We start from the raw sequence: 24,701 nt of genomic DNA, 5'->3' as shown, positions 1-24,701 counted from the left end.
GCACCTTCCCTCGCGTGGTCGGACGTCATCCCGTGGCCTCCCTGGTGTTGAGTACGTCGACGGACTCGACCACCCCGAAGGCCGGCGGCACCGACTCCCCCGCCACGTACAGCCGGTCGGCGACGCGGCGCGGCAGCGGCAGGTGCTCGTAGTAGCCGTGGACGCGGCGCGGGCCCGCGTCGCCGTAGGTGTGCGGCTGGGCGGCGAAACGGGTGACCGTCGCGATCGTGAACTGTTCGCGGCCGTGGCTGACGAGGAGGGCGATCTCGGTGACCCGGCGGGAGCCGTCGGCGTGCCGGGTGAGCTGGACGAGGACGTCGACCGCCGAGTTGATCTGGTCGCGCAGCGCCTCGAACGGGACGTCGACCTCGGACATCGAACCGAGCGTCTGGAGGCGTGTCAGGGCGTCCTCGGCGGTGTTGGCGTGGACGGTGGCGAGGGAGCCGTCGTGGCCCGTGGACATGGCTTGAAGCATGTCCAGGGTCTCGCCGCCGCGGACCTCGCCGACGATGATGCGGTCGGGGCGCATGCGCAGGCTGTTGCGGACGAGGTCGCGGATGGTGACCTGGCCCTTGCCCTCGACGTTCGCCGGGCGCGATTCGAGGCGGATGACGTGGTCCTGCTGGAGCTGGAGTTCGGCCGAGTCCTCGATGGTGATGATGCGTTCGTGGGGCGGGATCAGCGCGGACAGGGCGTTGAGGAGGGTCGTCTTGCCGGAGCCGGTGCCGCCGCTGACGATGATGTTGAAGCGGGCCCGGACGCAGGCCGCGAGCAGCATCAGCATGTGCTGGTCGAGCGAGCCGAGGTCGAGGAGTTCGTTGAGGCTGTACGCGCGCGGGAAGCGGCGGATCGTGAGGGTCGCGCCGGTCAGGGCGAGCGGCGGGATGATCACGTTGACGCGTTCGCCGGTGGGCAGGCGGGCGTCGACCATGGGGTTCGATTCGTCGACGCGGCGGTTGACGGTCGACACGATGCGTTCGATGGTCTGCATCAGCTGCTCGGAGGACGCGAAGCGCATCGGGAGCTGTTCCACGCGGCCCGCCCGCTCCACGAAGATGGCGTCGGGGCCGTTCACCATGATCTCGGTGATGGAGGCGTCCGCGAGGAGCGGTTCGAGGATGCCGAGGCCGAGCGCCTCGTCGACGACCCGGCGGATCAGCTGGGTGCGTTCGGTGGAGGAGAGGACCGGGCCCTCGCGGCTGATGATGTGGCCGAGGACGCGCTCCAGGCGGACCCGGCGGTCCGCCGCCGCGAGGGTCGACATCTCGGCGAGGTCGATCTCCTCCAGGAGCTTGGCGCGGTAGACGGCGACGAGGCCGTCGTCGCGGGACGGTTCGCCTCCGGCGGGTTCGCGGGTGGCGACGACTCGGTTGCGCAGGCTCATCGTCAGCTCCCCAGGGTGGTTCTGTCGTTGGGCATGGTCACGGTGCGGTGGATGTACCAGCCGTCGAAGAGCGGGATGATCGCGCGTACGTGGACGGTGACGGTGCAGGTGACCAGGGGGTCGCCGCCGCACGCGCCCGGTGCCGGTTCCAGCCAGCCGCTCACCGAGGCGGTCGCCGCCGCCGGGCCCGACCCGGCGTTCAGGGACTCGGCGCGGGCTCCGGCGCGGGCGGCGCTGCCCGCCTGGTTGGCGCCGTAGCCGACGAGGCCCAGCTGGATCACCGCCATCGCGATGACCAGGAGGAAGGGGAGGAAGCCGGCGAACTCCAGCATGGAGACGCCCCGGTCGTCCCTCAGGTGCGGGTGCGTTGTGGCTGGTCGCGCAGTTCCCCGCGCCCCTGTGGGGTGCTTCACTGGCCCTGCGCCTTCTCTGTCGCCGCGCCCGCCTCGCCCGTGACCTTCCAGCCGGGGTTCACTCCGGGGAAGAACAGGGGAACCTTCACCTCGACGGTGGCCTTCATGACCGTGCCCTCGGGGGCGCAGCCGATGTCGGCGCCCTTCCAGGCGGACGGCAGGTTCTTGTGACCCGCCGCGACGCACGCCGCGCCGTAGTCACCACCGCCCGCCTCTGCCGAGGTCGCCGCCCGCGCCGCCTCGTCCGCCGCGTTCCCGGCCAGCGAGTACGTGTATCCGTACAGCACGCACTGCCACAGCAGGCCCATCACGACGAGCACCAGCGGGAACATCGCGGCGAATTCGAGGGTGACGGCGCCCTTGTCGCCGCGGCGGCGGGTGCGGCGGCCGCCCGTCGCGTCGGGGGCCGGGGCGGCGACCAGGCCGAGTTCGCCCGCCAGGGTCCACATGGCCTGCTTCACCGTGGAACGGTTGTCGAGGTCCTGCATGCGGCCCGCGTCGACGGCGGCCTGGAGCTCCTTGAACGCGGCCGGAAGGGTGGTGCGGGCCGTCTTGGTGCCGGTGACGCGCTCGACCAGGGTCGGCTGGATCTCGGCGGAGCGGGCGTACCGGTTGACGACCGTCAGGGTCTCCTCGGCCTTGCGGATCTGGAGGCGGTCCCACAGGCGGATCATGCGCTTGGCGGCGCGGACGGCGACGACGTCCGGGGTGACCAGGAGGACGGCCTGGTCGGCGAGTTCGACGGCCACGGCGTTCGCCGCCCCCATCTGCGTACCGCAGTCGACGACCACGACCTCGTACCGGGCGCGCAGGGCGTGGACGACCTGGCGGGCCACGCGGTCGGTGATCTCCTCGCCGCGTTCGCCGTCGGCCGGGGCGAGGAGGAGGTCGATGCCGGTCTCGTGGGTGAAGACGGCGTCCTGGAGGACGCGCGGGGTGATGTCGGTGATGGCGGCCAGGTCGGCGACGGAGCGGCGGAACTGGACGTCGAGGTAGGAGGCGATGTCGCCGGACTGGAGGTCGAGGTCGAGCAGGGCGACCGAGCGGCCCGACGCGCTGGTGGCGAGGGCGAGTTGGACGGCGGTGAGGGTGGTGCCGACGCCGCCCTTGGCGCCGGTGACGGCGACGACGCGGCCGCCGCCGCCCGCGGGGACGAGTTCGTTGCCGGTGCCGCCCGCGAGGTGGCGGCGCATGCCGGCGGACCAGGAGGCGGCGGCGTGCACGCGTTCGGCGAGGGCGTCGTAGCCGAGCGGGAAGGCGACGATGCCGCGGGCGCCGCTGTCCATGGCGGCGGTGAGCAGGGCGGGGCTGGTGTCGGCGGTGACGAGGACGACGCCGACCGCCGGGAAGCGCAGGACCAGGTCCCGGATGAGGTCCAGGGCGGGTACGGGGCCGATGCGTTCGTGTACGAGGACGACCTCGGGGAGTTCGTCCAGGGACTCGGCGGCGAGGCGGGCCAGGAGGTCGAGGAGCGCCGTGGAGTCGGGGACCGGTGGGGCCGGCTCCGTGTCGGGGAGCTGGGAGAGCAGGGTGATGAGCGCGCGGGCGCCGTCCGGATCACCGACGGCGGGCAGAATACGAGTGGTCACCGGGCCTCCTCGGTGCACGGGTACCCCGCCCCGCGCCAGGCGCACCGCCCCACGAACCCGCCCCCGGCACCGATCGGTCTACCGCCTGAGGCGACACGACCCACGCCCCCGCCAGGGGCGCGGGGAACTGCGCGAGCAACCACAGCCGACGCGCACCCAACCACCCGACGACCACCACAACGGCCCTCAGGGGCGCGAGGAACTGCGCGCCCAGCCACAGCGGACGCGCACCCAACTACCCGCCGGCCACCACAACGGCCCTCAGGGGCGCGGGGAACTGCGCGCTCGGCCACGCTCAACCGGCACCCGACCACCCGGCGACCAGGGGCACCGGAAACCGCGCGCTCGGCCACACCCACCCGGCACCCGACCACCCGGCGACCAGGGGCACCGGAAACCGCGGGCTCGGCCACACCCACCCGGCACCCGACCCCGTCGGGGACGCGGGCAACCCTGCGCATCTCCATCACGCGACCCCCTACTTGTCCTCGTCCAGCGTGTACGTCCGGTCCCCCGGTGGAACCGCCCCGTCACTGCCCGGCGCCACCAGCGCCAGCCGCACATGGGTCGCGAACGACTCGGCGTACGCGACCCGCTGGGCATCGGCCGCGCCGAGCGCGAACGTGATCGGCACGGCCTCCCCCTGCCGCCGCACCGCGGAGTTGTCGGAGGCGTTGGCCCCCTGCTGGTCGATCGGGGTGAGCTTGCCGACGTCGATGACCTCGGCGCTCTGCACGATGACCTTGGACTGGTCGCGCTGCTTGTCGTTCTCGGCCTTGAAGGTGGCGTAGATGTTCACCTTCGAGCCGGGATCGATCTTTCCGGCGACACCCGTCTCCGCGTCGATCATGATGGCGATCTCCTGCTGCCCGGCCTTGAGCTGCGGCCGGGAGACGATCATGTCCTCCTGGAGCAGCGAGCCCTTCTTCAGCTGCGTGACGGCGATCTTGCCCCGGATCTCGCCGAGCCGGGTGACGGCCGTGGACGACAGCCAGCGCTCGGGCATGTCGACCTTCTCGAACTGGTCCGCCGTCAGCTCCTTGTACGGGGCGATGTCCTGCTTCAGCCGGTACGCGGTCGTCTCCGGGCCCACCTTGGAGTCCACGTCGTGGATCACCGACAGCACACCGGCGAACGCGCCGACGGCGCACAGGGCCGAGACGACCAGGAGAATGACGCCGCGGCGCTGACGTGAATTCATGGACGGGGCAACCTCGTTGATAGACGGGTCAGGAGCGGACGGGGGACGGTCGGCGTCAATGAGGGGCGCGCGGCAGCGCGGCCCGTGCCGGGGCCGCCGCCGGCCGCAGCGCCGCCGCGGGCCGGCGGGCCGCCACCGGCTCGGGCGGCCGCTCGTCGGACAGCGGCGCGGCGCAGAACCCGCATCGGTCACCGATGAGTTCGAGCCCGCACCAGCGGCAGTCCTCACGCCGGACGGACGACACGAGCTGGTAGAGCACGGAGATGTCGGGGATGGCGGCGGCGAACTCCACGATCCGGCCGGGGCTGCCGGGCTTCCCGGTCGCCCACCAGCGCGCCGACTCGGCGGGCAGCCGCGCCTCGGTCACCCCGTGCACCCGCCAGGCCCGGGCGAGCGCCCCGGTGACCCAGTCGGCGGAGCCCTGCGCGGCGGCTCCGGCGGCTCCGGCGGCGTAGAAGAGATGCGTGCCGAAGGAGGGCCCGCCCGGTGCCTCGCCGGCCGCCCCGGTGAGCCGGAGCAGTTCGGGCTGGGGCGAGGCGACGACGGCGAACTGGGCACTGGGCGACCAGGACTTGGCGTGCGCGCGCAGGGTGACGGGGACCCGGTCCAGCTTGGCGACGGAGCCGACGACGGCGCCCGCGTACACATAGTGCGCGAGCAGTCGCGCGGACGAGGCGAGCACGCCGGGGCTGAAGTCGCAGATCGACAACTGGCGCATTTGCAGGGCGAGTACGGCGAGGCCGAGCGGCGGCAGCTCGGGGCGCAGGATCGCGATCCGGTCGCTTTCGAGCACGGAACGGACCGCGTGCAGCCGGTGCAGGACCGCGTCCGGCGCCGACTGCGGACAGAGCACGATCACATAGCCGTGCTGTTCGATCAGCGTGTGGACGTCGGTGATCGCGCGGTCGAGCGGATACCGCTCCTGCGGCTCACCCGCGGGCAGCACGGAGGCCGTCGGGGTGTGCCGGTCCGGCGAGGTGAGCACGAGGTCGGGGTCGGTCACGGCTATGGCGGTCGGCACGCACGCACCCCCGGTCGCTCTGTGCTCCTCCTGACGGCGTTCTGCCTGAGCACCATATCCACGTGAGCGCTCCTGAACACCCAACTTCTCACTGTTCATGGCCGGATGGGCAGGAGTTGGCGCGGAACGAGCGCCTCCGTACTGTCCGGACCCTTGACACGGGCATTGGTCTGGACCAGTTTGTATCTCCAGCAGCTGCTTCCCCAACTCCCCCACGGTTCCCCCCACTCGGAGGCAGAGAATGACGCACTCCCACCGCCGGCGCGGCCGACTCGGCACGTTCCTCGGCGGGTTCACGGCCGCCGCGCTCGCCGCGACCGGCCTGTTCCTCACCACGGCGGGCAGCGCGGACGCGGCCCCCACCGCGCACAGCGCCGCGGCCGCCGTCCCCGCGCACGCGGTCACCGGCTACTGGCAGAACTTCGACAACGGCGCGGCGGTCCAGAAGCTCAGCGACGTGCCGGCCGACTACGACATCATCGCGGTCGCCTTCGCCGACGCCACGACGACACCGGGCGCGGTCGACTTCACGCTCGACTCGGCGGGCCTGGGCGGCTACACCGAGGACGCGTTCAAGGCCGACATCAAGGCGAAGCAGGCGGCCGGGAAGTCGGTGGTCATCTCGGTCGGCGGCCAGAACGGCACGGTCTCGATCAACGACGCGGCCTCCGCGGCCAACTTCTCCGACTCGCTCTACGCGCTGATGCAGGAGTACGGCTTCGACGGCGTCGACATCGACCTGGAGAACGGCCTCAACTCCACCTACATGTCACAGGCGCTGGAGTCCCTGGCGGCGAAGGCGGGCAGCGGCTTCGTACTCACGATGGCGCCGCAGACCATCGACATGCAGTCCACGTCCGCCGAGTACTTCAAGACCGCGCTGGCCGTGAAGGACATCCTCACCGTGGTCAACATGCAGTACTACAACAGCGGTTCGATGCTCGGCTGCGACGGCAAGGTCTACAGCCAGGGCTCGGTCGACTTCCTGACCGCGCTCGCCTGCATCCAGCTGGAGGGCGGCCTCGACCCGTCGCAGGTCGGCATCGGCGTCCCGGCGTCGTCGAGCGCCGCGGGCAGCGGCTACGTCGCGCCGTCGGTCGTCAACGACGCCCTCGACTGCCTCGCCAAGGGCACCAACTGCGGCTCCTTCAAGCCGTCGAAGACGTACCCCGGCATCCGCGGCGCGATGACCTGGTCGACGAACTGGGACGCGACGGCCGGCAACGCCTGGTCCTCGGCGGTCGGCGGCCACGTGCACGGCCTCTAGCCCGGGGCCGTCCCTCGAACGGGCAGCGCCGCCGCTCCCCCGGCGGCGCTGCCCACGTCAGTCCTCGAAGTAGAGGTCCAGCGCCTTGTCGAGGCTGTCCGTCCACTCCTTGAGGCGGGACTTGTCGGGGGCCTCGACATCGTTCGGGTACCAGCGGCTGTTGGGCGTGTGCACCGTCACCGTGAGGCGCTTGCGCGAGGTGCCGTACTCGACGGCGCTGATCTCGTCCCAGGTGAAGTCGGCCTCCTGGTCGTCGAGGGTGTAGCGGACGCCGGTCGCGTCGACGCTGATGGAGCCGCGGCGGTCCTTGGCCTCCAGCGTGACGTCGCCGGCCTTCGCCGCGGCGCCGGGTTCCTCCTCCGCCTCGGGCCCGGCGTCCGAGGCGTCCTCGGGCCTGGCGTCCTCGGGCGTCTCCTTGTCCAGGGAGGACTTCTCCGGGGACGACTTGTCCAGGGACGACTTCTCCGGGGACGGCTTCTCCAGGGACGGCGCGCTCACCTCCCCCGCGGGCTCGTCCGCTTCCGCCTCGGTGGCCTGGGCGTCCTCGACAACCGTCTCCTTCGCGGGAGACGTCAGACCGGGGACGTACGCCGGGTCGAAACCGGCGCCGGCGACGGGCGTGACCTTCTGACTGTCCATACGCTGCTCCACGCGCCGAAGTATGGCGGACGACTCTGTGTCCCGCGCCCCCCGGGCCCCTCACGTCCTGGTCACGAACCGGCGGGACGGCGCCGCTCACTACGGTGAGCCACGGCGCCGTCCCGCTGGGTCATCAGACGAACAGGCTGACCACGGCCGCGACCGCGAATCCGGCCAGCGACAGGACCGACTCCAGGACCGTCCAGGTGCGCAGCGTGTCGCGCTCGGAGATGCCGAAGTACTTGGAGACCATCCAGAACCCGCCGTCGTTCACGTGCGAGGCGAAGATGGAGCCCGCCGAGATCGCCATGATGACCAGCGCGGTGAACGCCTGCGAGTAGTGGCCCTCGGAGAGCAGCGGGGCGACGATGCCCGCCGTCGTGACGATGGCGACCGTCGCCGAGCCCTGGGCGACGCGCAGCACCAGCGAGATCAGGTAGGCGAGCACGATGACCGGCAGGCCCATGCCGTTGAACGTGTCGGCCAGCGCGTCGGCGATGCCGCTCGCCTTGAGGACGGCGCCGAAGACCCCGCCCGCGCCGACCACCAGAAGGATGTTGCCGACCGGCTTCAGCGACGCGGTCGACACCGTCTCCAGGGACTTGCGGGACCAGCCGCGCCGGATGCCCAGCAGGTAGTAGGCCATCATCAGGGCGATCGTCAGCGCGACGAAGGGGTGCCCGAAGAACTCGATGACCGAGCGGCCCGTGGACGGGTCGAAGGCGATCGAGGAGAACGTCGCGAGGAGGATCAGCACCAGCGGCGTACCGATGATGGTGAACACGGTGCCCAGCGGCACCGGCTTCTCGGTCGGGGTGACGCCCGAGGCGCGCTGCTCGGCCTCCAGGGCGGCCTTCGCCTCCTCGGCGGCCTCCACCATGTCCTGCGGTACGGGGACGAAGATCCGCTTGCCGATCCAGGCGGCCCAGCCCCAGGCGGCGAGCACGGCCGGGATGCCGCAGACGATGCCCATGAGGATGACCCAGCCGAGGTCGACCTTCAGCAGGCCGGCGGCGGCGACGGGGCCCGGGTGCGGCGGCAGGAAGGCGTGCGTCATCGACAGGCCCGCCAGCAGCGGCATGCAGTACAGGATGATCGACTTGCCGCCGCGCTTGGCGGCCGCGTAGACGATCGGCGCGAGGACGAAGATGCCGACGTCGAAGAAGACGGGGATGCCGAAGATCAGGCCGGTGAGGCCCATCGCGAGGGGGGCGCGCTTCTCGCCGAAGAGGTTCAGCAGGCGGGAGGCCAGGACCTCGGCCCCGCCGGAGACTTCGAGGACCGCGCCGAGCATGGTGCCCAGGCCGATGATGATGGCGACGTGCCCGAGGGTGCCGCCCATGCCGGACTCGATGGTGGAGACGGCGTCGGACTTCTGGACGGTGCCGAAGAGTTCGGTGACCGACAGGCCGGCGCCGAGGCCGACGGCTATGGAGACCGCGAGCAGGGCCACGAAGGGCTGTATGCGGGCCTTGATGATCAGGAAGAGCAGCAGCACGATGCCGAGGAAGGCGACGGTCAGCAGACCGGCCGTTCCGTCGATGATCGTGAGGATGCCGCCGGTGTGGGGTGGAGCCTCGGTGGGGGCCGCGAGCGGGGCGGCGAGTGCGAACGGGGACATCGTTGACCTCGTAAGTGCATCGGGCTTTCAGGGCAGGGGGGATCGCGGCGCGGCGCGCGGGGGGTGCGCGCCGCGCCGTGACGACGTACGGCTTGCGGGTGGATCAGGGTGCGGGGTGCCGCGGGCTCAGCCGAGGACGGCGAGCGCGTCGATCTCGATGAGCAGGCCCTTGGGCAGACCGACGTAGACGGTCGTGCGCGCGGCGGCGGGGGCGGTCAGGCCCTGCTCCTCGAAGTACTCGTTGTAGATCTTGTTCATCTCGGCGAAGTGGTCGACGTCCGTTAGGTAGACGCGCATCATCATGACGTCGTCCCAGGTGGCGCCGCCCTCTTCGAGGATCGCCTTGACGTTGGCGAAGGTCTGGAGGGTCTGCTCGCGCAGGGTCGGGCCGGCCGGGGTGGGGGCCTGGCCCTCGACGGCCGGGAGGAAGCCGACCTGGCCCGCGACCTGAAGGATGTTGCCCTTCTTGACGCCGTGCGAGAACTTCGCGGGCGGGGTGGTGTGCGTGGCGGGGGTGAGTGCGGTCTTGGCGTTCTCGGTCATCGTGAACTGGCTTCCTTGGTCGGTGGGTTACCGGAGTAGTCCCGGCTGATCGCCTCCGCCGTGCGGCGCACGAGCGGAAGCAGGGTGAGGAGTTCCTCGGCGGTGACGACCACGTTCGGCGCGGAGACCGACATGGCGGCGACGACGCGTCCGTCGGCACCGCGGATGGGCGCCCCGACGCAGTTGATGGACTCCTCGTGGCCACCGAGGTCGGTGGCCCAGCCCTGTTCGCGCACCTTCTCCAGCTCCCGCAGGAAGGCGGTCGCGTTGGGGGTCGAACGGGCCGTGTACATGGGGTAGTCGAGCTTCTCCGCGAGGGCGCGGCGCTCGGCCTCGGGCCGGTCGGCGAGCAGCAGCTTCGCCACGGCCGCCACCGTGATGGCGACGGGCTTGCCGATGCGCGAGTACATGCGCACCGGGTAGCGGCTCTCGACCTTGTCGATGTAGAGGACCTCGTGCTCCTCGTACACGGCGAGGTGGACCGTGTGGCCGCACTTCTCGTTGAGCGCGGTGAGATGGGGGTGGGCGATCTCGCGGACGTCGAGGTTCTCGACGGCCTCCTGGGCGAGCGCGAAGAGGCGGGCGCCGAGCCGGTAGCGCTGGTCGGACTGACGGTGGACCAGGCCGTGCTCGTGCAGGGTGCGCAGCAGGCGCAGGGCCGTGGACTTGTGCACCCCGAGCCGGTCGGCGACCTGGCCCAGGTCGGCGGGGCCCTCGGCGAGCAGCGGCAGGATGCTGAGCGCGCGGTCGACGGTCTGGCTCATGGCGTACGTACCTCCTCGGCGGCCCCGCTGTCGGCTGCTTCGGTCGCTTCGGTCCAGCCGGGGCCGAGGTGCAGTGTCCCCCACGCGTCGGCCCCGAGGGCGACCAGCCGGTCGGCGTGGGCGCGGCTCGGGGGTGCGGCGAGGTCGCCGGGGACGGTGAGGGCCGCGGCGGCCCACAGGTGGCCGTGGCGCAGCCGGGCCGCGGCGGGCAGCCCGCGCAGGGTGGCCGAGAGGAATCCGGCGGCGAAGGCGTCACCGGCGCCCACGGCGGCGACGACGTCGACGCGCGGGGCGGGTTCGAAGTGGCGGCGCTCACCGGCCGAGCGGTCGAAGGCGACGGCGCCCGCGGAGCCCTGCTTGACGACGAGGACGGCCGGCTCGGGCAGCGCGGCGCGGATCGCGTCGGGCCCGCCGGTGACGCCCCAGGCGTCCTCGGCCTCGTCCTCGCCGACGAAGACGAGGTCGGCGCGGCGGGCCAGGTCGAGCAGGACCCGGGCGTCCTCGGGGGTGCGCCACAGGCCGGGCCGGTGGTTGACGTCGAAGGAGACGGTGCCCGGGGTCGTGCCGTCGGTCAGGGCGTGCAGCAGGTCCAGGCAGTCGGCGGAGAGCGCGGCGGTGATGCCGGACAGGTGCAGGACGCGTCCGGCGCGCAGCGCGTCGAGGTCCAGGGTGGCCACCGACATCGCGGAGGCGGCGGAGCCGGCGCGGTAGTAGGCGACCTCGTGGGAGTCGCCGCCGCGGTCCCCGGCGGTGCGGAAGTAGATGCCGGTGGGGCGGGCGTGGTCACGGCGCACGGCGCTCACGTCGACTCCGTAGGCGCCGATGGCCTCGACCAGGTGGTCGCCGAAACCGTCGGCACCGACCCGGCTGACCCAGCGCGTGCGGTGTCCGCCGGCGGCCAGCACGCACGCCACGTTGGACTCGGCGCCGCCGATCCCGCGGTCGAACGAGGGCACGTCGGCGAGGCGTCCCGGCACGGTGGGCCGGAACGTGACCATGGACTCGCCGAGCGCGACGACGTCCACCGGCGTGCCATTCATGGGGCGTCCTCCTCGCGGCAGGGGGCCAACGGCTTCGTTGACCCGGCATCGGCTCGGATGTTAGACAGCAGTGAGCGACATACGCAATGACCGTTGCAAATAATGCAACAGTCCGCCTGGAGGAGGGCTCCATGACCGCCGACCGCTTGGACGAGCTCGCGCAGGAACGGGTGGACTTCCGCTTCAAGGGCCTGCCCCCCGAGGCCGAGGGCGCCACGGTCGGCGAACTCGCCGCCCGCCGCCTCAACCTCTACACGGACGGCTTCACCACCCCCGTCCTCACGCTCTCCGCCGAGCGCCTGGAGCACAATCTCGCGCTCATGGAGACATACGCCACACGGCACGGCCTCACCTTCGCGCCGCACGGCAAGACGTCGATGGCGCCCCAGCTCTTCCAGCGGCAGATCGAGCACGGCGCGTGGGGCATCACCCTCGCCGTGCCGCACCAGGTGCGGGTGGCCCGGCGGTTCGGCATCGAGCGGATCTTCCTGGCGAACGAGCTGGTCGACGCGGCCGCGCTGCGCTGGCTGGCCGCCGAACTCGCCGCCGACCCGGCCTTCCGGTTCGTCTGCTACGTGGATTCCGTACGCGGCGTGGAGCTGATGCAGGCCGCCCTGTCGGAGGCGGGCGCGACCCGGCCGGTGGACGTCGTCGTGGAACTCGGCGCCGGGATCGGCGCGCGCACCGGCGCCCGCACCGACGCCGAGTGCGCGGCCGTCGCCGACGCGGTGGCCGGTGCCGACCGGCTGCGGCTCGTGGGTGTCGCCGGGTACGAGGGCGAGGTGCCGCAGGCCGACGGCGACCGGGTCCGGGCGTGGCTGCGGCAGCTGGTCGCGCTGGCGGTGGACTTCGACCGGGCCGGACGGTTCGCGGGCGTCGAGGAGATCGTGGTCAGCGCGGGCGGCTCCGCCTGGTTCGACGCGGTGGCCGACGTGTTCGCCGAGATCCCCGAACTGAGCGCGCCCGTACTGAAGCTGCTGCGCTCGGGCGCGTACGTGTCGCACGACGACGGCCACTACCGCCACCTGACGCCGTTCAACCGGGTCCCCGAGGAGGGGGCGCTGCACCCGGCGTTCCGGCTGTGGGCGCAGGTCGTCTCGCGTCCCGCGCCGGACCAGGCCTTCACCAACGCCGGCAAGCGCGACGCCGCCTACGACCTCGACCTGCCCGAGGCCCAGGCCGTCCGCGACGCCCGCACCGGCGCGGTGCGCGACGCTTCCGGGGTCACGGTGACGGGGCTGTCCGACCAGCACGGGTGGCTCCGCCTGGACCAGGACGCCGAGCTTGAGGTGGGCGACTGGCTCGGCATGGGCCTGTCGCACCCCTGCACCTCGTTCGACAAGTGGCAGTTGATCCCGGTGGTGGAGGCGGACGGCACGGTCGTGGACTACGTACGGACGTTCTTCTAGGCCGCACCTCGTTCCCCGCGCCCCGGGGCGAGCGCAGCTCGCTTCAGGGGCGCGGGGAACTGCGCGAGCGGCCACGGCGCGGCCCGCACCCGACAACGCGACAACAACCCGGCAGACGAGAGGCTCCCCCTATGGACCTGGTCATCAAGAACACCCGAGTGATCGACGGCACCGGCGGAGCCTCCTACCGCGCGGACGTGGCGATGGACAACGGCCGCATCGCCGAGATCCACCGCCCCGGCGAAGGCCCCCGCCCCACGGCGACCCGAACCCTGGACGGCCAGGACCTCGCCCTGAGCCCCGGCTTCATCGACATGCACGCCCACAGCGACCTCGCCCTGCTCCGCGACCCGGACCACAGCGCGAAGGCCGCCCAGGGCGTCACCCTGGAAGTCCTCGGCCAGGACGGCCTGTCCTACGCCCCGGTGGACGACCGCACCCTCGCGGAGGTCCGCAGGAGCATCGCGGGCTGGAACGGCGACGGCAGCGACATCGACTTCGACTGGCGCACCGTCGGCGAGTACCTGGACCGCCTCGACCGGGGCATCGCCGTGAACGCCGCCTACCTCATCCCCCAGGGCACGGTCCGGATGTACGCGGTCGGCTGGGACGACCGCGACGCCACCGACGCCGAGCTGGACCACATGAGGCGCCTCGTCGCCGAGGGCCTGGAACAGGGCGCCGTCGGCATGTCGTCGGGCCTCACCTACACCCCCGGCATGTACGCCAAGGACGCCGAACTCACCGAACTGTGCCGCACGGTGGCCGCGTACGACGGCTACTACTGCCCCCACCACCGCAGTTACGGAGCCGGCGCGCTCGACGCGTACCGCGAGATGGTCGAGCTGACCCGCACCGCGGGCTGCGCCCTCCATCTGGCGCACGCCACCATGAACTTCGGCGTGAACAAGGGCAAGGGAGTGGACCTCCTCGCCCTCCTCGACGAGGCGATCGCGGCCGGCGCCGACATCAGCCTGGACACGTATCCGTACACGCCGGGCGCCACCACGCTCGTGGCGATGCTGCCGAGCTGGGCCAACGAGGGCGGCCCGGACGCCACCCTCGCCCGGCTGCGCGACGACGCGGCGTCCGAGCGGATCCGCGAGCACGTCGAGGAGATCGGCTCCGACGGCTGTCACGGCGTACCGATCGAGTGGGACCGCATCGAGATCTCGGGGACGACGAACCCCGCGCTCGCCTCCTACGTCGGCAAGACGGTCGCCGAGTCGGCCGCCGAGCGCGGCGAGACCCCCTGGGTCACCGCCCGCCGGCTCCTCCTGGAGGACAGCCTCGGCTCGACGATCCTCCAGCACGTGGGGCACGAGGAGAACGTCCGCGCGATCATGCGGCACCCGGTGCACACGGGCGGCAGCGACGGCATCCTCCAGGGGACGAAGCCGCATCCGCGGGCGTACGGCACGTTTCCGCACTACCTCGGCCACTACGCCCGCGATCTGGGTGTGCTCTCCCTGGAGGAGACGGTCGCGCACCTCACGTCCCGGCCGGCAGCGCGGTTGCGGCTTCCCGACCGTGGGCTGATCCGCGAGGGCTACCGCGCCGATCTGGTGCTGTTCGACCCGGAGACGGTGGCGGCGGGCTCGACGTTCGAGTCGCCCCGCACCTTGCCGGTCGGCATCCCGCACGTCTTCATCGACGGCAAGCCGGTCATCGAGGACGGCCGCCGCACCGACGTCCTCGCCGGCCGCTCGGTGCGCCGCACCCCTGGTCCGTCATCCGTCTGACCCCCGGTGGGGGCTGGCCGCGCAGTTCCCCGCGACGCACCCGTCACCGAACCCCGCTCGGCCGGAACTGCACACTGATCCGGGGCCCCACCGCCCGGGCCGACTTCGGGATGGCGTGTTCCCAGGTCCGCTGGCAGGACCCGCCCATCACGATGAGATCCCCGTGCCCCAGCGCACGCCGTACCGAGGGACCGCCTCCCACGGGCCGCAGCACAAGGTCCCGCGGTGCCCCGACGGAGACGATGGCGACCATGGTGTCCTCGCGGGCACCGCGCCCGATCCGGTCGCCGTGCCAGGCGACACTGTCCCGCCCGTCGCGGTAGAAGCAGAGCCCGGCGGTGGTGAACGGCTCGCCCAGCTCCTCCGCGTAGTGCGCGGACAGCGCGTCACGGGCCGCGCCGAGCGCCGGATGCGGAAGCTCCCGCCCGGCGCCGTAGAACTTCAGCAGCCGCGGCACGTCGACCATCCGCTCGTACATCTGCCGCCGCTCGGCCTGCCAGGGCACGTCCCCGGCCAGCCGCTCGTACAGCGCGTCGGCGCCGCGCAGCCAGCCGGGCAGGACGTCGATCCAGGCGCCGGCCCCGAGCACGGTCCGCCGCACACCGGCGAGCGGGCCGGGCCCGATCTCCTCGGCCTGATCGAAGAGCGACCCCTGAAGCACCTGACTCACCCGACTCATGACCCCACCGTACCGCCCTATTCGAACATTCGCTCGAACGACAGATGTTTCAGGGTACGAATCGTTCATGTTTTCCCGTAGCGCAAAACCCTTGCGCGCCCCCATCGCACCCCTTCGCGCTGCTAATTTCACCGACTGTGATCAATTCCGCCCCCTCCGTCACTCTCCGCGCAGGTCTGCGAGGAGCGCCGGACACCCCGGCCGCCCCGGCCCCCTGGCGCCCCGTCCTGCTGCGTCCCGTCGATCCCGATGACCGGGCCCGCCTCGACTCCCTGCGCGCCTGCGGCGACGTACGCGAGACGCACGACCGGCTCGCGGACCAGCTCGCCGAACTCGTGCGCTGCCTGCGCCCCGGCGACGCCCCGGCCGGGCCCGCGTTCGACGCCGCCGTCGCCGAACTGCTCGACGGCACCGACCCGCGCCGGTACGGCACCTGGGTCTGGTACCCGTGGTCGGGCCGGCTCGTCCGCGTGCTGCCCGAGCGGGAGTTCCGCCGGGTGCGCACCGACCGCAACCGGGACAAGATCACCGGCGCCGAGCAGGAGCGCCTGCGGACCCGCAGGATCGGCGTGGTCGGCCTGTCCGTGGGCAACAGCGCGGCGCTGACCTGCGCCATGGAGGGCGTCGGAGGATCGTTCCGGCTGGCCGACTTCGACGACATCGGCCTGAGCAACCTCAACCGGCTGCGGGCCGGCGTGCACGACCTCGGCCTCGCCAAGTCGGTGCTGTGCGCCCGCCAGATGTACGAGACCGACCCCTACCTCGACATCGAGCTGTGGCCCGAGGGGCTGACCGAGGACAGCGTGGGCGCGTTCGTCGGCGCCGGTGAGCAGGCCCTTGACCTGCTCGTGGAGGAGTGCGACACCCCCTGGGTGAAGACGGCCGTGCGCGAGCACGCCCGGGCCCGCCGCGTCCCCGTCCTGATGGACGCCAACGACCGCGGGCTGCTCGACGTCGAACGCTTCGACCTGGAGCCGGACCGCCCGCTCTTCCACGGCCGCGGCGGCGGCCTGACGGCGGCCCAGGTGCGCGGCCTCGCCCCGGCGGACGCGCTCGCCCACCTCCTCGACGTCTGCGACGAGGAGAACCTGAGCCCCGCCATGACCGACGCCCTGCGCCGGATCGGCAGCACCCTGTCCAGCTGGCCGCAGCTGGCCAGCGGGGTGGCGCTCGGCGGCGCCCTGGTCACCGACACCGCCCGCCGGATCCTGCTGGGCGAACCGGTCGCGTCGGGCCGCTACTACGTGGACCTGGAGCGGCTCATCGGCCGCGCGACGGCGGGAGCCGCCGCGTGAACCAGCTGCCCGAACTCCACGGCCACCGGCTCTGGCTGCGCGAGCTGCGCCCCACCGACCTCGCCCCGTTCGAACGCATCCACACCCACCGGGTCCTGACCCGCTATCTCGGCATCGACCGGATGGACGCCCGGCAGGCGCAGGACGCCTTCGTGCAGTGCCTGACCCAGCCCTTCGCCCATCCGCGCCGCAAGCACACGATGGCCGTGTGCGCGCCGGGCGACGACACGATGGTCGGCATGATGGGGCTGCTCGTCGAGGAGTACGGCCGCAACGCCATGCTGACGAGCCTGGTCCTGCTGCCGGGCGCTCCGGTGCGCGGGCACGGCCACGAGGCGGGCCGGCTGCTCATGGCCCACGGCTTCGGCCGGCTCGGGCTGCACCGGATCTGGGCGGGCCACCGCGCCGACCACACCCGGATGCGGGACATCATGCTCGCGGCGGGCCTGCACCCGGAGGCCACCCTGCGCGGCCTCTTCCACACCCAGGGCGCCTGGCACGACGTCACCACGTACGCGGCCCTGGCCCCGGAGTGGATCGGGCAGGCGACCCCGGCCGAGCGGGCGATCCTCGCCGGGGCGGCCGCCGAGGACCCGTCAGTGGCCCATCTCACCCGGCCGCGCGACCAGCTCGTTCAAAGCCCCGCCGGACCCGCCACCCCGTAATCCGAAGACACCCGGCACCCCGTGCCACCGCATCCGAAGTGCCCCTGCCGCAGGTGACGCGAACGGCGCGCGCCCGGTCGAAACACCGCCGTAAAGTCTGAGCATGCAGCTCATCCAGTCGACCAAGCTCGCCAACGTCTGCTACGAGATCCGGGGCCCGGTGCTCGAGGAGGCGATGCGGCTGGAAGCGGCGGGGCACCGGATCCTGAAACTGAACACAGGGAACCCGGCGGCGTTCGGCTTCGAATGCCCGCCGGAGATCCTGGAGGACATGCTCCGCAACCTCGGCGACGCCCACGGCTACGGCGACGCCAAGGGCCTGCTCGCCGCCCGCCGCGCGGTGATGATGCACTACCAGACCCTCGGCGTGGAGACCGACGTCGAGCACGTCTTCATCGGCAACGGCGTCTCCGAGCTGATCGTGATGGCGATGCAGGCCCTCCTCGACGACGGCGACGAGGTGCTGGTCCCCGCCCCCGACTACCCGCTGTGGACGGCGGCCGTCTCGCTCTCCGGCGGCACGGCCGTGCACTACCGCTGCGACGAGCAGGCCGACTGGATGCCGGACCTCGCCGACATCGAGCGCAAGGTGACCGACCGCACCAAGGCGATCGTCGTCATCAACCCGAACAACCCCACCGGCGCGGTCTACAGCGACGAGATGCTGCGCGGCCTCACCGACATCGCGCGCCGCCACAACCTGCTCGTCTGCTCCGACGAGATCTACGACAAGATCCTCTACGACGGGGCGACGCACACCCCGACGGCGGCCATCGCCCCGGACGTCATGACGCTCACCTTCAACGGCATGTCGAAGGCGTACCGCGTCGCCGGTTACCGCGTCGGCTGGATGGCCGTCTCCGGCCCGCGCACGCACGCCGAGTCCTACATCGAGGGCCTGACGATCCTCGCGAACATGCGCCTGTGCGCGAACATGCCGGGTCAGCACGGGGTGGTCGCCGCGCTCACCGGCCGCCAGACGATCAGCGATCTGGTGCTGCCGGGCGGCCGGCTGAAGGAACAGCGCGACGTCGCGTACGACCTGCTGACGCAGATCCCCGGCGTGACCTGCGTGAAGCCCAAGGGCGCCCTGTACCTCTTCCCGCGCCTGGACCCCAAGGTGTTCAAGGTCAAGGACGACCGGCAGATGGTGCTCGACCTGCTGCGCGCCGAGAAGATCATGGTCGTCCACGGCACGGGCTTCAACTGGCCCGAGCCCGACCACTTCCGCGTGGTCACCCTGCCCTCGGCGCAGCAGCTGACGGAGGCGGTGACCCGGATCGGGACCTTCCTGGACGGCTACAGCCAGCCGTGAGACACGGATCCCGGCTTTCTTTGGGCAAGTTCTAACTTAGACAGCTTCTAAGGTACGATGGAAACCAAGATAAGCACCCTTCGCTGCCTGGAGGCCTCCATGTACGAGCCGATCCGCACCAAGTCGGTCCACACGCTGGCGGCCGACCACGACGCCTTCCCGCACCGCTCCCGCGAGGAGGAGCTGGACATCCAGCTCGCCGGGCACCTGTCCGCGCTGCTCGCGGTGACCGACGAGATCCGGCTCGCCGCCGGAGATCCGGACCTCGACCGGGCGGCCGAGGAGCTGGCCGCCCAGATCGCGCGCCTGCGCGGCGGGCGCCCGCCGGTCCGTTCGGCCGTGGCCGCCGCGATCCACGAGCCGCACCTCGACGCGCTGCACCAGCGGGCGCACGCCCTCGCGGGGCGCGCCCTGGTCGTCGCCGCGTCCCGCGCCGACACGGCCGCCGCGATCCTGGCCGCGCAGCGCATGGAGGCACACAGGCTCGTCGCCGCCTGACGCGGTCCGCGCACCCCCTCCAAGGCGCGAACAAGCCCCCCGCACGCCGTTGTGCAGGGGGCTTGATCAGGTCCGGGCTAGCCGAGGCGCTCCACCAGCTTGTGGTACTCGGCCCACAACTCGGCCGGCGTGTGAGTGCCGAACGTGTTCAGGTGGGCCGGGACGAGAGACGCCTCCTCGCGCCAGACCTCCTTGTCGACGGTGAGCAGGAACTCCAGGTCCGCGTCGGCCATCCGGAGGCCGTCCGTGTCCAGGGACTCCTTCGTCGGGAGAATGCCGATCGGGGTCTCGACACCGTCCGCCCGACCGTCGAGGCGGTCCACGATCCACTTCAGGACGCGGGAGTTCTCACCGAACCCGGGCCACACGAAGCGCCCGTCCGCGTCCTTGCGGAACCAGTTGACGTAGTAGATCTTCGGCAGCTTGGCGGCGTCCTTGTCCTTCGCGACGTTCACCCAGTGGGCCATGTAGTCGCCCATGTTGTAGCCGCAGAACGGCAGCATCGCGAAGGGGTCGCGGCGCAGCTCGCCGACCTTGCCCTCGGCCGCGGCCGTCTTCTCGGAGGCCACGTTCGCGCCGAGGAAGACGCCGTGGTTCCAGTCGAACGACTCGGTGACCAGAGGCACCGCCGAGGCGCGGCGGCCGCCGAAGAGGATCGCCGAGATCGGCACGCCCTTCGGGTCCTCCCACTCGGGCGCGATGATCGGGCACTGGGCGGCGGGGGTGGTGAAGCGGGCGTTGGGGTGCGCGGCCGGGACGCCGGACTCGGGCGTCCAGGAGTTGCCCTTCCAGTCGGTGAGGTGCGCCGGGGTCTCCTCGGTCATCCCCTCCCACCAGACGTCGTTGTCGTCGGTGAGGGCGACGTTCGTGAAGACCGAGTTGCCCCACAGGGTCTTCATCGCGTTGGCGTTGGTGTGCTCGCCGGTGCCGGGCGCGACGCCGAAGAAACCGGCCTCGGGGTTGATCGCGTAGAGCCGGCCGTCCTCGCCGAACCGCATCCAGGCGATGTCGTCACCGATCGTCTCGACGGTCCAGCCGGAGATCGTGGGCTCCAGCATCGCGAGGTTGGTCTTGCCGCACGCCGACGGGAACGCGGCGGCGACGTACTTCGGCTCGCCCTGCGGCGGGGTCAGCTTGAGGATGAGCATGTGCTCGGCGAGCCAGCCCTCGTCCCGCGCCATCACCGAGGCGATGCGCAGCGCGTAGCACTTCTTGCCCAGCAGGGCGTTGCCGCCGTAGCCGGAGCCGTAGGACCAGATCTCGCGGTCCTCGGGGAAGTGCGAGATGTACTTGGTGCTGTTGCACGGCCAGGCCACGTCGGCCTCGCCCTCGGCCAGCGGGGCGCCGAGCGTGTGGACGGCCTTGACGAAGAAGCCGTCCTCGCCGAGCTCCTCCAGGACGGGCTGCCCCATCCGGGTCATCGTGCGCATGGAGACGGCCACGTAGGCCGAATCGGTGATCTCGACGCCGATGGCGGACAGCGGCGAGCCGAGCGGGCCCATGCAGAACGGGACGACGTACATCGTCCGGCCCTTCATCGAGCCGCGGAAGATGCCGCCGTTGCCCTCGTTGCCCCGGAAGATCTCCCGCATCTCGGCGGGGGCCTTCCAGTGGTTGGTGGGGCCGGCGTCCTCCTCCTTCTCGGAGCAGATGAACGTCCGGTCCTCGACCCGCGCGACATCGGTCGGGTCGGAGGCGGCGTAGTAGGAGTTCGGGCGCAGCGTCGGGTCGAGCTTGCGGAACGTTCCCTTGGCGACGAGCTCGTCCGCGAGGCGCTCGTACTCGGCCTCGGAGCCGTCGCACCAGACCACACTGTCCGGTTGCGTCAGTTCGGCGATCTCGTTGACCCACGAGATCAGTTCCTTGTGGTTGGTCGGGAGGGTGGTGGGGTCCTGGGAAACAGGGGCTGTGTCGAGCCGGGAGTGGGGAGCCGCGATGTCGCGCGCCACGATCGCTCCTAAAAGAGGGTGTTGAGTTGGTTGCCCCGTGGGGGCTGCGACCCGGACGCTGCGCCTCCCGTTCCACTGTTTCCCAGTGAGCGCTCATCCGGTGCCGACCGCACTCATTTGATCATCCGACCGTTTCGCCCATCTGTCCAGGGGGGCTCACAGGTGAGCGACGTGAGCATTGCCACTCGTACCGGGGAGCCTCCGGAGGCTTAACGATCGATGAATTCGGGTTCCCCCCAGGCCGGATACGGGGGTTGGCCCTATCTGTTACTTACGGTCGCGTAGGTACGATGCCGGGCATGAGCGTCGCCGCAGAGCAGCCCGGTCCCCCTGTCGGACTCACCGAACCGCCCTCCCTGAAGCCGAGACTTCGGGGCTGGCTGCACGCGGGCATGTTCCCTGCGGTGCTGATCTCCGGCCTGGTCCTGACCGCGCTGGCGGACTCCACGCGCGGGCGCGTGGCCTGCGGCATCTACGTCCTGACCGCCTGCCTGCTGTTCGGGGTGAGCGCGCTCTACCACCGCGGCAACTGGGGGCCGCGCGCCGACGGCGTGCTGCGCCGGCTCGACCACGCCAACATCTTCCTGATCATCGCCGGCACCTACACACCGCTGACGATGCTGCTGCTGCCGGGCGCCAAGGGCGACGCGCTCCTGTGGGGCATCTGGGCGGCGGCCCTGGCGGGCATCGTCTTCCGCGTCTTCTGGGTCGGCGCCCCGCGCTGGCTCTACACGCCCTGCTACATCGCGATGGGCTGGGCGGCGGTCTTCTTCCTGCCCGACTTCCTGCGCACGGGCGGCATCGCGGTGCTGGTCCTGGTGGTCGTGGGCGGGCTGCTCTACAGCGCGGGCGGCGTGATCTACGGCATCAAGCGCCCGAACCCCTCCCCGCGCTGGTTCGGCTTCCACGAGGTCTTCCACTCCTTCACCCTCGCGGCGTTCGTCGTGCACTACGTCGGCATCTCCCTGGTGGCGTACCAGCACGGCTGACCCCCGCCTCGCACGAACCCGGCCGCGGCCCACCAGCCGCGGCCCTTTTTTGTGCCCAGAAAGCGACTCTTTATTGACAGACACTACAAACTGAGAGCTACTCTCAATTCATGGCTACTGTCACCTCTTCAGCGGAGTCGCGCCTGGATCCCCGGCGCTGGTGGGCCCTCGGGGCCCTGGTCGCGAGCATGCTCGTGCTCGGTTTCGACATGACGATCCTCAATGTGGCGCTGCCGACGATCGCCGCGGACCTCGGCGCGAGCACGGGGCAGCAGCAGTGGATGGCGGACGCCTACATCGTGGTCTTCGCCGCCCTGATGCTCCCGGCCGGACTGCTCGGCGACCGGTTCGGGCGGCGCCGGATGCTCATCGGCGGGCTCGGCGTCTTCCTCGCCGCGTCCCTCGTCGGCGCCCTCGCGAGCGACGTCACCTGGGTCGTCGTCGCGCGCGCCCTGATGGGCGTCGGCGGCGCGTTCGTGATGCCCCTCGCGATGTCCGTACTGCCCTCGCTCTTCCCGCGCGACGAACAGACCAGGGCCATCGGCATGATCTCGGCGGCCTCCGCGCTCGGCATGCCGCTCGGCCCGATCATCGGCGGCTGGCTGCTGAACCACTTCTGGTGGGGCTCGGTGTTCGTGCTGAACGTGCCGATGGTCGCCATCGGCATCACCGCCTGCCTGTTCCTGCTGCCCGAGAGCCGGGACCCGGCCGCGCCGAAGGTCGACACCGTCTCCACCGCGCTCACCACGCTCGGCCTCGGCAGCCTGATCTACGCGATCATCGAGGGCCCGGGCCGCGGCTGGAGCGACGCCCTCGTCGTCGGCGGGTTCGCGGCGGCCGTCGTGCTGCTCACCGGGCTTGTCCTGCGCGAGCGGCGCGGCACCCGGCCGATGCTCGACCTCTCACTCCTGGCCCACCGCGGCTTCCTCAGCAACGCGCTGGCCGCCACGCTCGGCATGTTCGTCCTGGCCGGCGTGCTGTTCCTGCTGCCGCAGTACCTCCAGGCCGTCCTCGGCACCGACGCGCTCGGCACCGGGGTGCGGATCGTCCCGCTGATGGGCGGCATGCTGCTCGCCGCGCGCCTCGCGCAGCCGCTGGTCGTCCGGTTCGGGGCCCGGTCGGTGGTCAGCGCGGCGCTGGTGGTCCTCGCCTTCGCCGCGTTCCTCGGCGCCCGCACCACCGTCGACTCGGGCTACGGCTTCACCGCCCTGTGGCTGTCGATCGCCGGCGTCGGCGTCGCCTTCGCCATGATCCCGGCGATGGGCGGCGCCATGGCCGCGCTCGACAAGGACCAGGCCGGACGCGGCTCGGGTCTGCTGAGCACCGTGCGGCAGACCGGCAGCGCGCTGGGCGTGGCCCTGCTCGGCGCGCTCGTCGCCGGCGCCTACACGGACCGGCTCTCCACCGCGGGGCTGACCGGCCCGGCCGCGGAGACCGCCCGCGACTCGGTGACCGGCGCCCATGTGGTGGCCGCCCGGCTCGGCGACCACGCGCTCGCGGCGTCGGCGAACTCCGCCTACGTCCACGGCATGGACCTCGCCCTGGTCGTCATCGGCGTCGTCGCGCTCGCCGCGGCGCTGCTCTCCGCGGCCCTGATGCCGGGCCGCGTCCTCCCCGTCGGACTCTCCTCCTCCGCCGCGGAGGTGGCCCCGATCAGCGCCGATGCCTGACAATGAGCGCCATGGCCGCCTCACCACAGACGTCCGCGGAGCCCAAGGTCGGGCTCCGCGAACGCAAGAAGATCAAGACCAGGACGGCGATCCGCGAGGCGACGTACCGCCTGATCCAGGAGCAGGGGTACGACGCGACGACGGTCGAGCAGATCGCCGAGGCCGCCGAGGTCTCGCCGTCCACGGTCTTCCGCTACTTCCCGACCAAGGAAGACATCGTCCTCACCGACGAGTTCGACCCGATCCTGGAGCGGGAGCTGCGGGCGCGGCCGGCCGACGAGTCGATCGTCGACTCCGTGCGGCACGTCGTCGAGCGCAGCCTGGAACTCGCCTTCGCCGACCAGCCCCCCGAGGTCGCCCGGCTGCGCCTACGCCTCCAGATCGACGTGCCCGCGGTGCGTTCCCGGATGATGGAGTCGATGTCGGTCACCGGTCAGCTGCTGTGCCGGGTGATCGCCGAGCGCACCGGCCACGACGCCGGCGACCTGGAGGTCCGCGTCTACGCCATGGCGCTGGTCGGCGCCATGATGCAGGCCACGATGTACTGGGCCGAGCACGACCACGAGGACGACCTGCGCGACCTGGTGCTGCGCGCCCTGGACACCGTCCAGCACGGGCTCTAGGGCCTCTGTCGAAAGTCCTAGGCGCGCCCGAGGTCGGCGAAGCCCAGCGGCTTCAGGGAGACGAAGCTCCACGTCGAGCCCTTGGCGCCGGCCTTGACCTTGATGTCCTCGTTGCCGGACGCCGCCGAGGACCAGCGGATGCGCAGGGTGTGCGCGGTGTCGCAGCGGTTGCGGTAGTACACGGTCGTCGTCAGCGCGCCGCCGTCCTTCCAGGACCAGGAGAAGCAGCCGGTGACGCCCCGGTGGACCGTGTCGGGGGTGAACGCCGGGGAGGCGTTGACGAGGAGCGGCGCGGCGGCGAGCGCGGCGGTCGCGAGGTAGCGGATCATGTCCTACGTATCTCAGCGACCGCCGGGCAGGAAACGGCCTTTGCACCGGTCCAGTG

Annotated in this window: 23 protein-coding genes; 10 read left to right on the top strand and 13 right to left on the bottom strand. The window is 71.6% G+C overall.

Annotation, left to right across the window (positions count from 1 at the left end; all coding sequences use genetic code 11):
* Nucleotides 1-25: 25 nt before the first annotated feature.
* From ABII15_RS24625 to ABII15_RS24605, 5 genes are all read right to left on the bottom strand, one after another.
* Complete coding sequence (locus tag ABII15_RS24625; RefSeq protein ID WP_353944466.1) at nucleotides 26-1,384, bottom strand: CpaF family protein; 1,359 nt, start codon at nucleotides 1,382-1,384, stop codon at nucleotides 26-28.
* Between the two features lie 2 nt (nucleotides 1,385-1,386).
* The gene (locus ABII15_RS24620; protein ID WP_353944465.1) at nucleotides 1,387-1,716 is read right to left on the bottom strand and encodes a TadE/TadG family type IV pilus assembly protein; all 330 of its coding nucleotides are present in this window, start codon (nucleotides 1,714-1,716) and stop codon (nucleotides 1,387-1,389) included.
* 77 nt (nucleotides 1,717-1,793) lie between these two features.
* Nucleotides 1,794-3,386 carry an AAA family ATPase gene (locus tag ABII15_RS24615; protein ID WP_353944464.1) on the bottom strand — a complete coding sequence of 531 codons (1,593 nt, stop codon included), beginning with the start codon at nucleotides 3,384-3,386 and terminating at the stop codon, nucleotides 1,794-1,796.
* Nucleotides 3,387-3,864: 478 nt separating this feature from the next.
* Nucleotides 3,865-4,587: a Flp pilus assembly protein CpaB gene (gene cpaB / locus ABII15_RS24610; protein WP_353944463.1), complete on the bottom strand. Its 723-nt coding sequence runs from the start codon at nucleotides 4,585-4,587 to the stop codon at nucleotides 3,865-3,867.
* Between the two features lie 55 nt (nucleotides 4,588-4,642).
* Nucleotides 4,643-5,608: a hypothetical protein gene (locus ABII15_RS24605; RefSeq protein WP_353944462.1), complete on the bottom strand. Its 966-nt coding sequence runs from the start codon at nucleotides 5,606-5,608 to the stop codon at nucleotides 4,643-4,645.
* Nucleotides 5,609-5,849: 241 nt separating this feature from the next.
* Here ABII15_RS24605 and ABII15_RS24600 point away from each other — a divergent pair, with 241 nt between their 5' ends.
* Complete coding sequence (locus ABII15_RS24600) at nucleotides 5,850-6,875, top strand: chitinase (protein ID WP_353944461.1); 1,026 nt, start codon at nucleotides 5,850-5,852, stop codon at nucleotides 6,873-6,875.
* A gap of 57 nt (nucleotides 6,876-6,932) precedes the next feature.
* On the opposite strand, the gene ABII15_RS24595 is transcribed toward ABII15_RS24600, so the two are convergent.
* The 5 genes from ABII15_RS24595 to ABII15_RS24575 all read right to left on the bottom strand — a co-directional run bounded on the left by ABII15_RS24595 (nucleotide 6,933) and on the right by ABII15_RS24575 (nucleotide 11,482).
* On the bottom strand, nucleotides 6,933-7,514 hold the full coding sequence (locus ABII15_RS24595; RefSeq protein ID WP_353944460.1) for a hypothetical protein: 582 nt from the start codon (nucleotides 7,512-7,514) through the stop codon (nucleotides 6,933-6,935).
* A gap of 133 nt (nucleotides 7,515-7,647) precedes the next feature.
* Nucleotides 7,648-9,135 carry a gluconate:H+ symporter gene (locus ABII15_RS24590; RefSeq protein WP_353944459.1) on the bottom strand — a complete coding sequence of 496 codons (1,488 nt, stop codon included), beginning with the start codon at nucleotides 9,133-9,135 and terminating at the stop codon, nucleotides 7,648-7,650.
* Between the two features lie 126 nt (nucleotides 9,136-9,261).
* On the bottom strand, nucleotides 9,262-9,678 hold the full coding sequence (locus tag ABII15_RS24585) for a RidA family protein (RefSeq protein WP_351448599.1): 417 nt from the start codon (nucleotides 9,676-9,678) through the stop codon (nucleotides 9,262-9,264).
* Entirely contained in the window at nucleotides 9,675-10,442 is a 768-nt protein-coding gene (locus ABII15_RS24580) for an IclR family transcriptional regulator (RefSeq protein ID WP_353944458.1), read from the bottom strand. The genes ABII15_RS24585 and ABII15_RS24580 overlap by 4 nt, the downstream gene beginning before the upstream one ends.
* Nucleotides 10,439-11,482, bottom strand: coding sequence for a sugar kinase (locus tag ABII15_RS24575; protein ID WP_353944457.1), 1,044 nt, complete (start codon nucleotides 11,480-11,482; stop codon nucleotides 10,439-10,441). Before ABII15_RS24575 ends, ABII15_RS24580 begins: the two co-directional genes overlap by 4 nt.
* Before the next feature lie 131 nt (nucleotides 11,483-11,613).
* Between ABII15_RS24575 and ABII15_RS24570 the strand changes: the two genes are divergently transcribed.
* Complete coding sequence (locus ABII15_RS24570) at nucleotides 11,614-12,891, top strand: amino acid deaminase (RefSeq protein ID WP_353944456.1); 1,278 nt, start codon at nucleotides 11,614-11,616, stop codon at nucleotides 12,889-12,891.
* A gap of 131 nt (nucleotides 12,892-13,022) precedes the next feature.
* Nucleotides 13,023-14,633, top strand: coding sequence for a D-aminoacylase (locus ABII15_RS24565; RefSeq protein ID WP_353944455.1), 1,611 nt, complete (start codon nucleotides 13,023-13,025; stop codon nucleotides 14,631-14,633).
* A 43-nt stretch (nucleotides 14,634-14,676) separates the two neighbouring features.
* On the opposite strand, the gene ABII15_RS24560 is transcribed toward ABII15_RS24565, so the two are convergent.
* Nucleotides 14,677-15,303 carry an alpha-ketoglutarate-dependent dioxygenase AlkB gene (locus ABII15_RS24560; RefSeq protein ID WP_353947183.1) on the bottom strand — a complete coding sequence of 209 codons (627 nt, stop codon included), beginning with the start codon at nucleotides 15,301-15,303 and terminating at the stop codon, nucleotides 14,677-14,679.
* Nucleotides 15,304-15,449: 146 nt separating this feature from the next.
* Between ABII15_RS24560 and ABII15_RS24555 the strand changes: the two genes are divergently transcribed.
* From ABII15_RS24555 to ABII15_RS24540, 4 genes are all read left to right on the top strand, one after another.
* Nucleotides 15,450-16,607: a ThiF family adenylyltransferase gene (locus ABII15_RS24555; RefSeq protein WP_353944454.1), complete on the top strand. Its 1,158-nt coding sequence runs from the start codon at nucleotides 15,450-15,452 to the stop codon at nucleotides 16,605-16,607.
* Nucleotides 16,604-17,272: a GNAT family protein gene (locus ABII15_RS24550; protein ID WP_353944453.1), complete on the top strand. Its 669-nt coding sequence runs from the start codon at nucleotides 16,604-16,606 to the stop codon at nucleotides 17,270-17,272. The genes ABII15_RS24555 and ABII15_RS24550 overlap by 4 nt, the downstream gene beginning before the upstream one ends.
* Before the next feature lie 103 nt (nucleotides 17,273-17,375).
* Nucleotides 17,376-18,587 carry a pyridoxal phosphate-dependent aminotransferase gene (locus ABII15_RS24545; RefSeq protein WP_353944452.1) on the top strand — a complete coding sequence of 404 codons (1,212 nt, stop codon included), beginning with the start codon at nucleotides 17,376-17,378 and terminating at the stop codon, nucleotides 18,585-18,587.
* Nucleotides 18,588-18,686: 99 nt separating this feature from the next.
* Nucleotides 18,687-19,085, top strand: a complete 399-nt coding sequence (locus ABII15_RS24540; RefSeq protein WP_353947182.1) for a hypothetical protein — start codon at nucleotides 18,687-18,689, stop codon at nucleotides 19,083-19,085.
* A gap of 77 nt (nucleotides 19,086-19,162) precedes the next feature.
* Here ABII15_RS24540 and ABII15_RS24535 read toward each other — a convergent pair whose 3' ends face one another.
* Nucleotides 19,163-21,022, bottom strand: coding sequence for a phosphoenolpyruvate carboxykinase (GTP) (locus tag ABII15_RS24535; RefSeq protein ID WP_353947181.1), 1,860 nt, complete (start codon nucleotides 21,020-21,022; stop codon nucleotides 19,163-19,165).
* A gap of 311 nt (nucleotides 21,023-21,333) precedes the next feature.
* Here ABII15_RS24535 and ABII15_RS24530 point away from each other — a divergent pair, with 311 nt between their 5' ends.
* From ABII15_RS24530 to ABII15_RS24520, 3 genes are all read left to right on the top strand, one after another.
* Nucleotides 21,334-22,023, top strand: coding sequence for a hemolysin III family protein (locus ABII15_RS24530; RefSeq protein ID WP_353944451.1), 690 nt, complete (start codon nucleotides 21,334-21,336; stop codon nucleotides 22,021-22,023).
* Between the two features lie 110 nt (nucleotides 22,024-22,133).
* Entirely contained in the window at nucleotides 22,134-23,693 is a 1,560-nt protein-coding gene (locus ABII15_RS24525) for a DHA2 family efflux MFS transporter permease subunit (protein WP_353944450.1), read from the top strand.
* A gap of 11 nt (nucleotides 23,694-23,704) precedes the next feature.
* Entirely contained in the window at nucleotides 23,705-24,316 is a 612-nt protein-coding gene (locus ABII15_RS24520; protein ID WP_353944449.1) for a TetR family transcriptional regulator, read from the top strand.
* A 17-nt stretch (nucleotides 24,317-24,333) separates the two neighbouring features.
* Here ABII15_RS24520 and ABII15_RS24515 read toward each other — a convergent pair whose 3' ends face one another.
* Nucleotides 24,334-24,645, bottom strand: a complete 312-nt coding sequence (locus ABII15_RS24515; protein WP_353944448.1) for a hypothetical protein — start codon at nucleotides 24,643-24,645, stop codon at nucleotides 24,334-24,336.
* Between the last annotated feature and the right edge of the window lie 56 nt (nucleotides 24,646-24,701).

Origin of the sequence: Streptomyces sp. HUAS MG91 (assembly GCF_040529335.1) — a bacterium.
GTDB lineage: Bacteria > Actinomycetota > Actinomycetes > Streptomycetales > Streptomycetaceae > Streptomyces > Streptomyces tabacisoli.
This window is presented reverse-complemented; position numbering and strand designations above follow the sequence as displayed.

Coding starts and splice junctions, on each gene's coding strand:
- ABII15_RS24625 (WP_353944466.1), bottom strand. CDS start 1,384: ATGAGCCTGCGCAACCGAGTCGTCGCCACCCGCGAACCCGCCGGAGGC.
- ABII15_RS24620 (WP_353944465.1), bottom strand. CDS start 1,716: ATGCTGGAGTTCGCCGGCTTCCTCCCCTTCCTCCTGGTCATCGCGATG.
- cpaB (WP_353944463.1), bottom strand. CDS start 4,587: ATGAATTCACGTCAGCGCCGCGGCGTCATTCTCCTGGTCGTCTCGGCC.
- ABII15_RS24600 (WP_353944461.1), top strand. CDS start 5,850: ATGACGCACTCCCACCGCCGGCGCGGCCGACTCGGCACGTTCCTCGGC.
- ABII15_RS24595 (WP_353944460.1), bottom strand. CDS start 7,514: ATGGACAGTCAGAAGGTCACGCCCGTCGCCGGCGCCGGTTTCGACCCG.
- ABII15_RS24590 (WP_353944459.1), bottom strand. CDS start 9,135: ATGTCCCCGTTCGCACTCGCCGCCCCGCTCGCGGCCCCCACCGAGGCT.
- ABII15_RS24585 (WP_351448599.1), bottom strand. CDS start 9,678: ATGACCGAGAACGCCAAGACCGCACTCACCCCCGCCACGCACACCACC.
- ABII15_RS24580 (WP_353944458.1), bottom strand. CDS start 10,442: ATGAGCCAGACCGTCGACCGCGCGCTCAGCATCCTGCCGCTGCTCGCC.
- ABII15_RS24575 (WP_353944457.1), bottom strand. CDS start 11,482: ATGAATGGCACGCCGGTGGACGTCGTCGCGCTCGGCGAGTCCATGGTC.
- ABII15_RS24570 (WP_353944456.1), top strand. CDS start 11,614: ATGACCGCCGACCGCTTGGACGAGCTCGCGCAGGAACGGGTGGACTTC.
- ABII15_RS24565 (WP_353944455.1), top strand. CDS start 13,023: ATGGACCTGGTCATCAAGAACACCCGAGTGATCGACGGCACCGGCGGA.
- ABII15_RS24545 (WP_353944452.1), top strand. CDS start 17,376: ATGCAGCTCATCCAGTCGACCAAGCTCGCCAACGTCTGCTACGAGATC.
- ABII15_RS24540 (WP_353947182.1), top strand. CDS start 18,687: ATGTACGAGCCGATCCGCACCAAGTCGGTCCACACGCTGGCGGCCGAC.
- ABII15_RS24530 (WP_353944451.1), top strand. CDS start 21,334: ATGAGCGTCGCCGCAGAGCAGCCCGGTCCCCCTGTCGGACTCACCGAA.
- ABII15_RS24525 (WP_353944450.1), top strand. CDS start 22,134: ATGGCTACTGTCACCTCTTCAGCGGAGTCGCGCCTGGATCCCCGGCGC.
- ABII15_RS24520 (WP_353944449.1), top strand. CDS start 23,705: ATGGCCGCCTCACCACAGACGTCCGCGGAGCCCAAGGTCGGGCTCCGC.
- ABII15_RS24515 (WP_353944448.1), bottom strand. CDS start 24,645: ATGATCCGCTACCTCGCGACCGCCGCGCTCGCCGCCGCGCCGCTCCTC.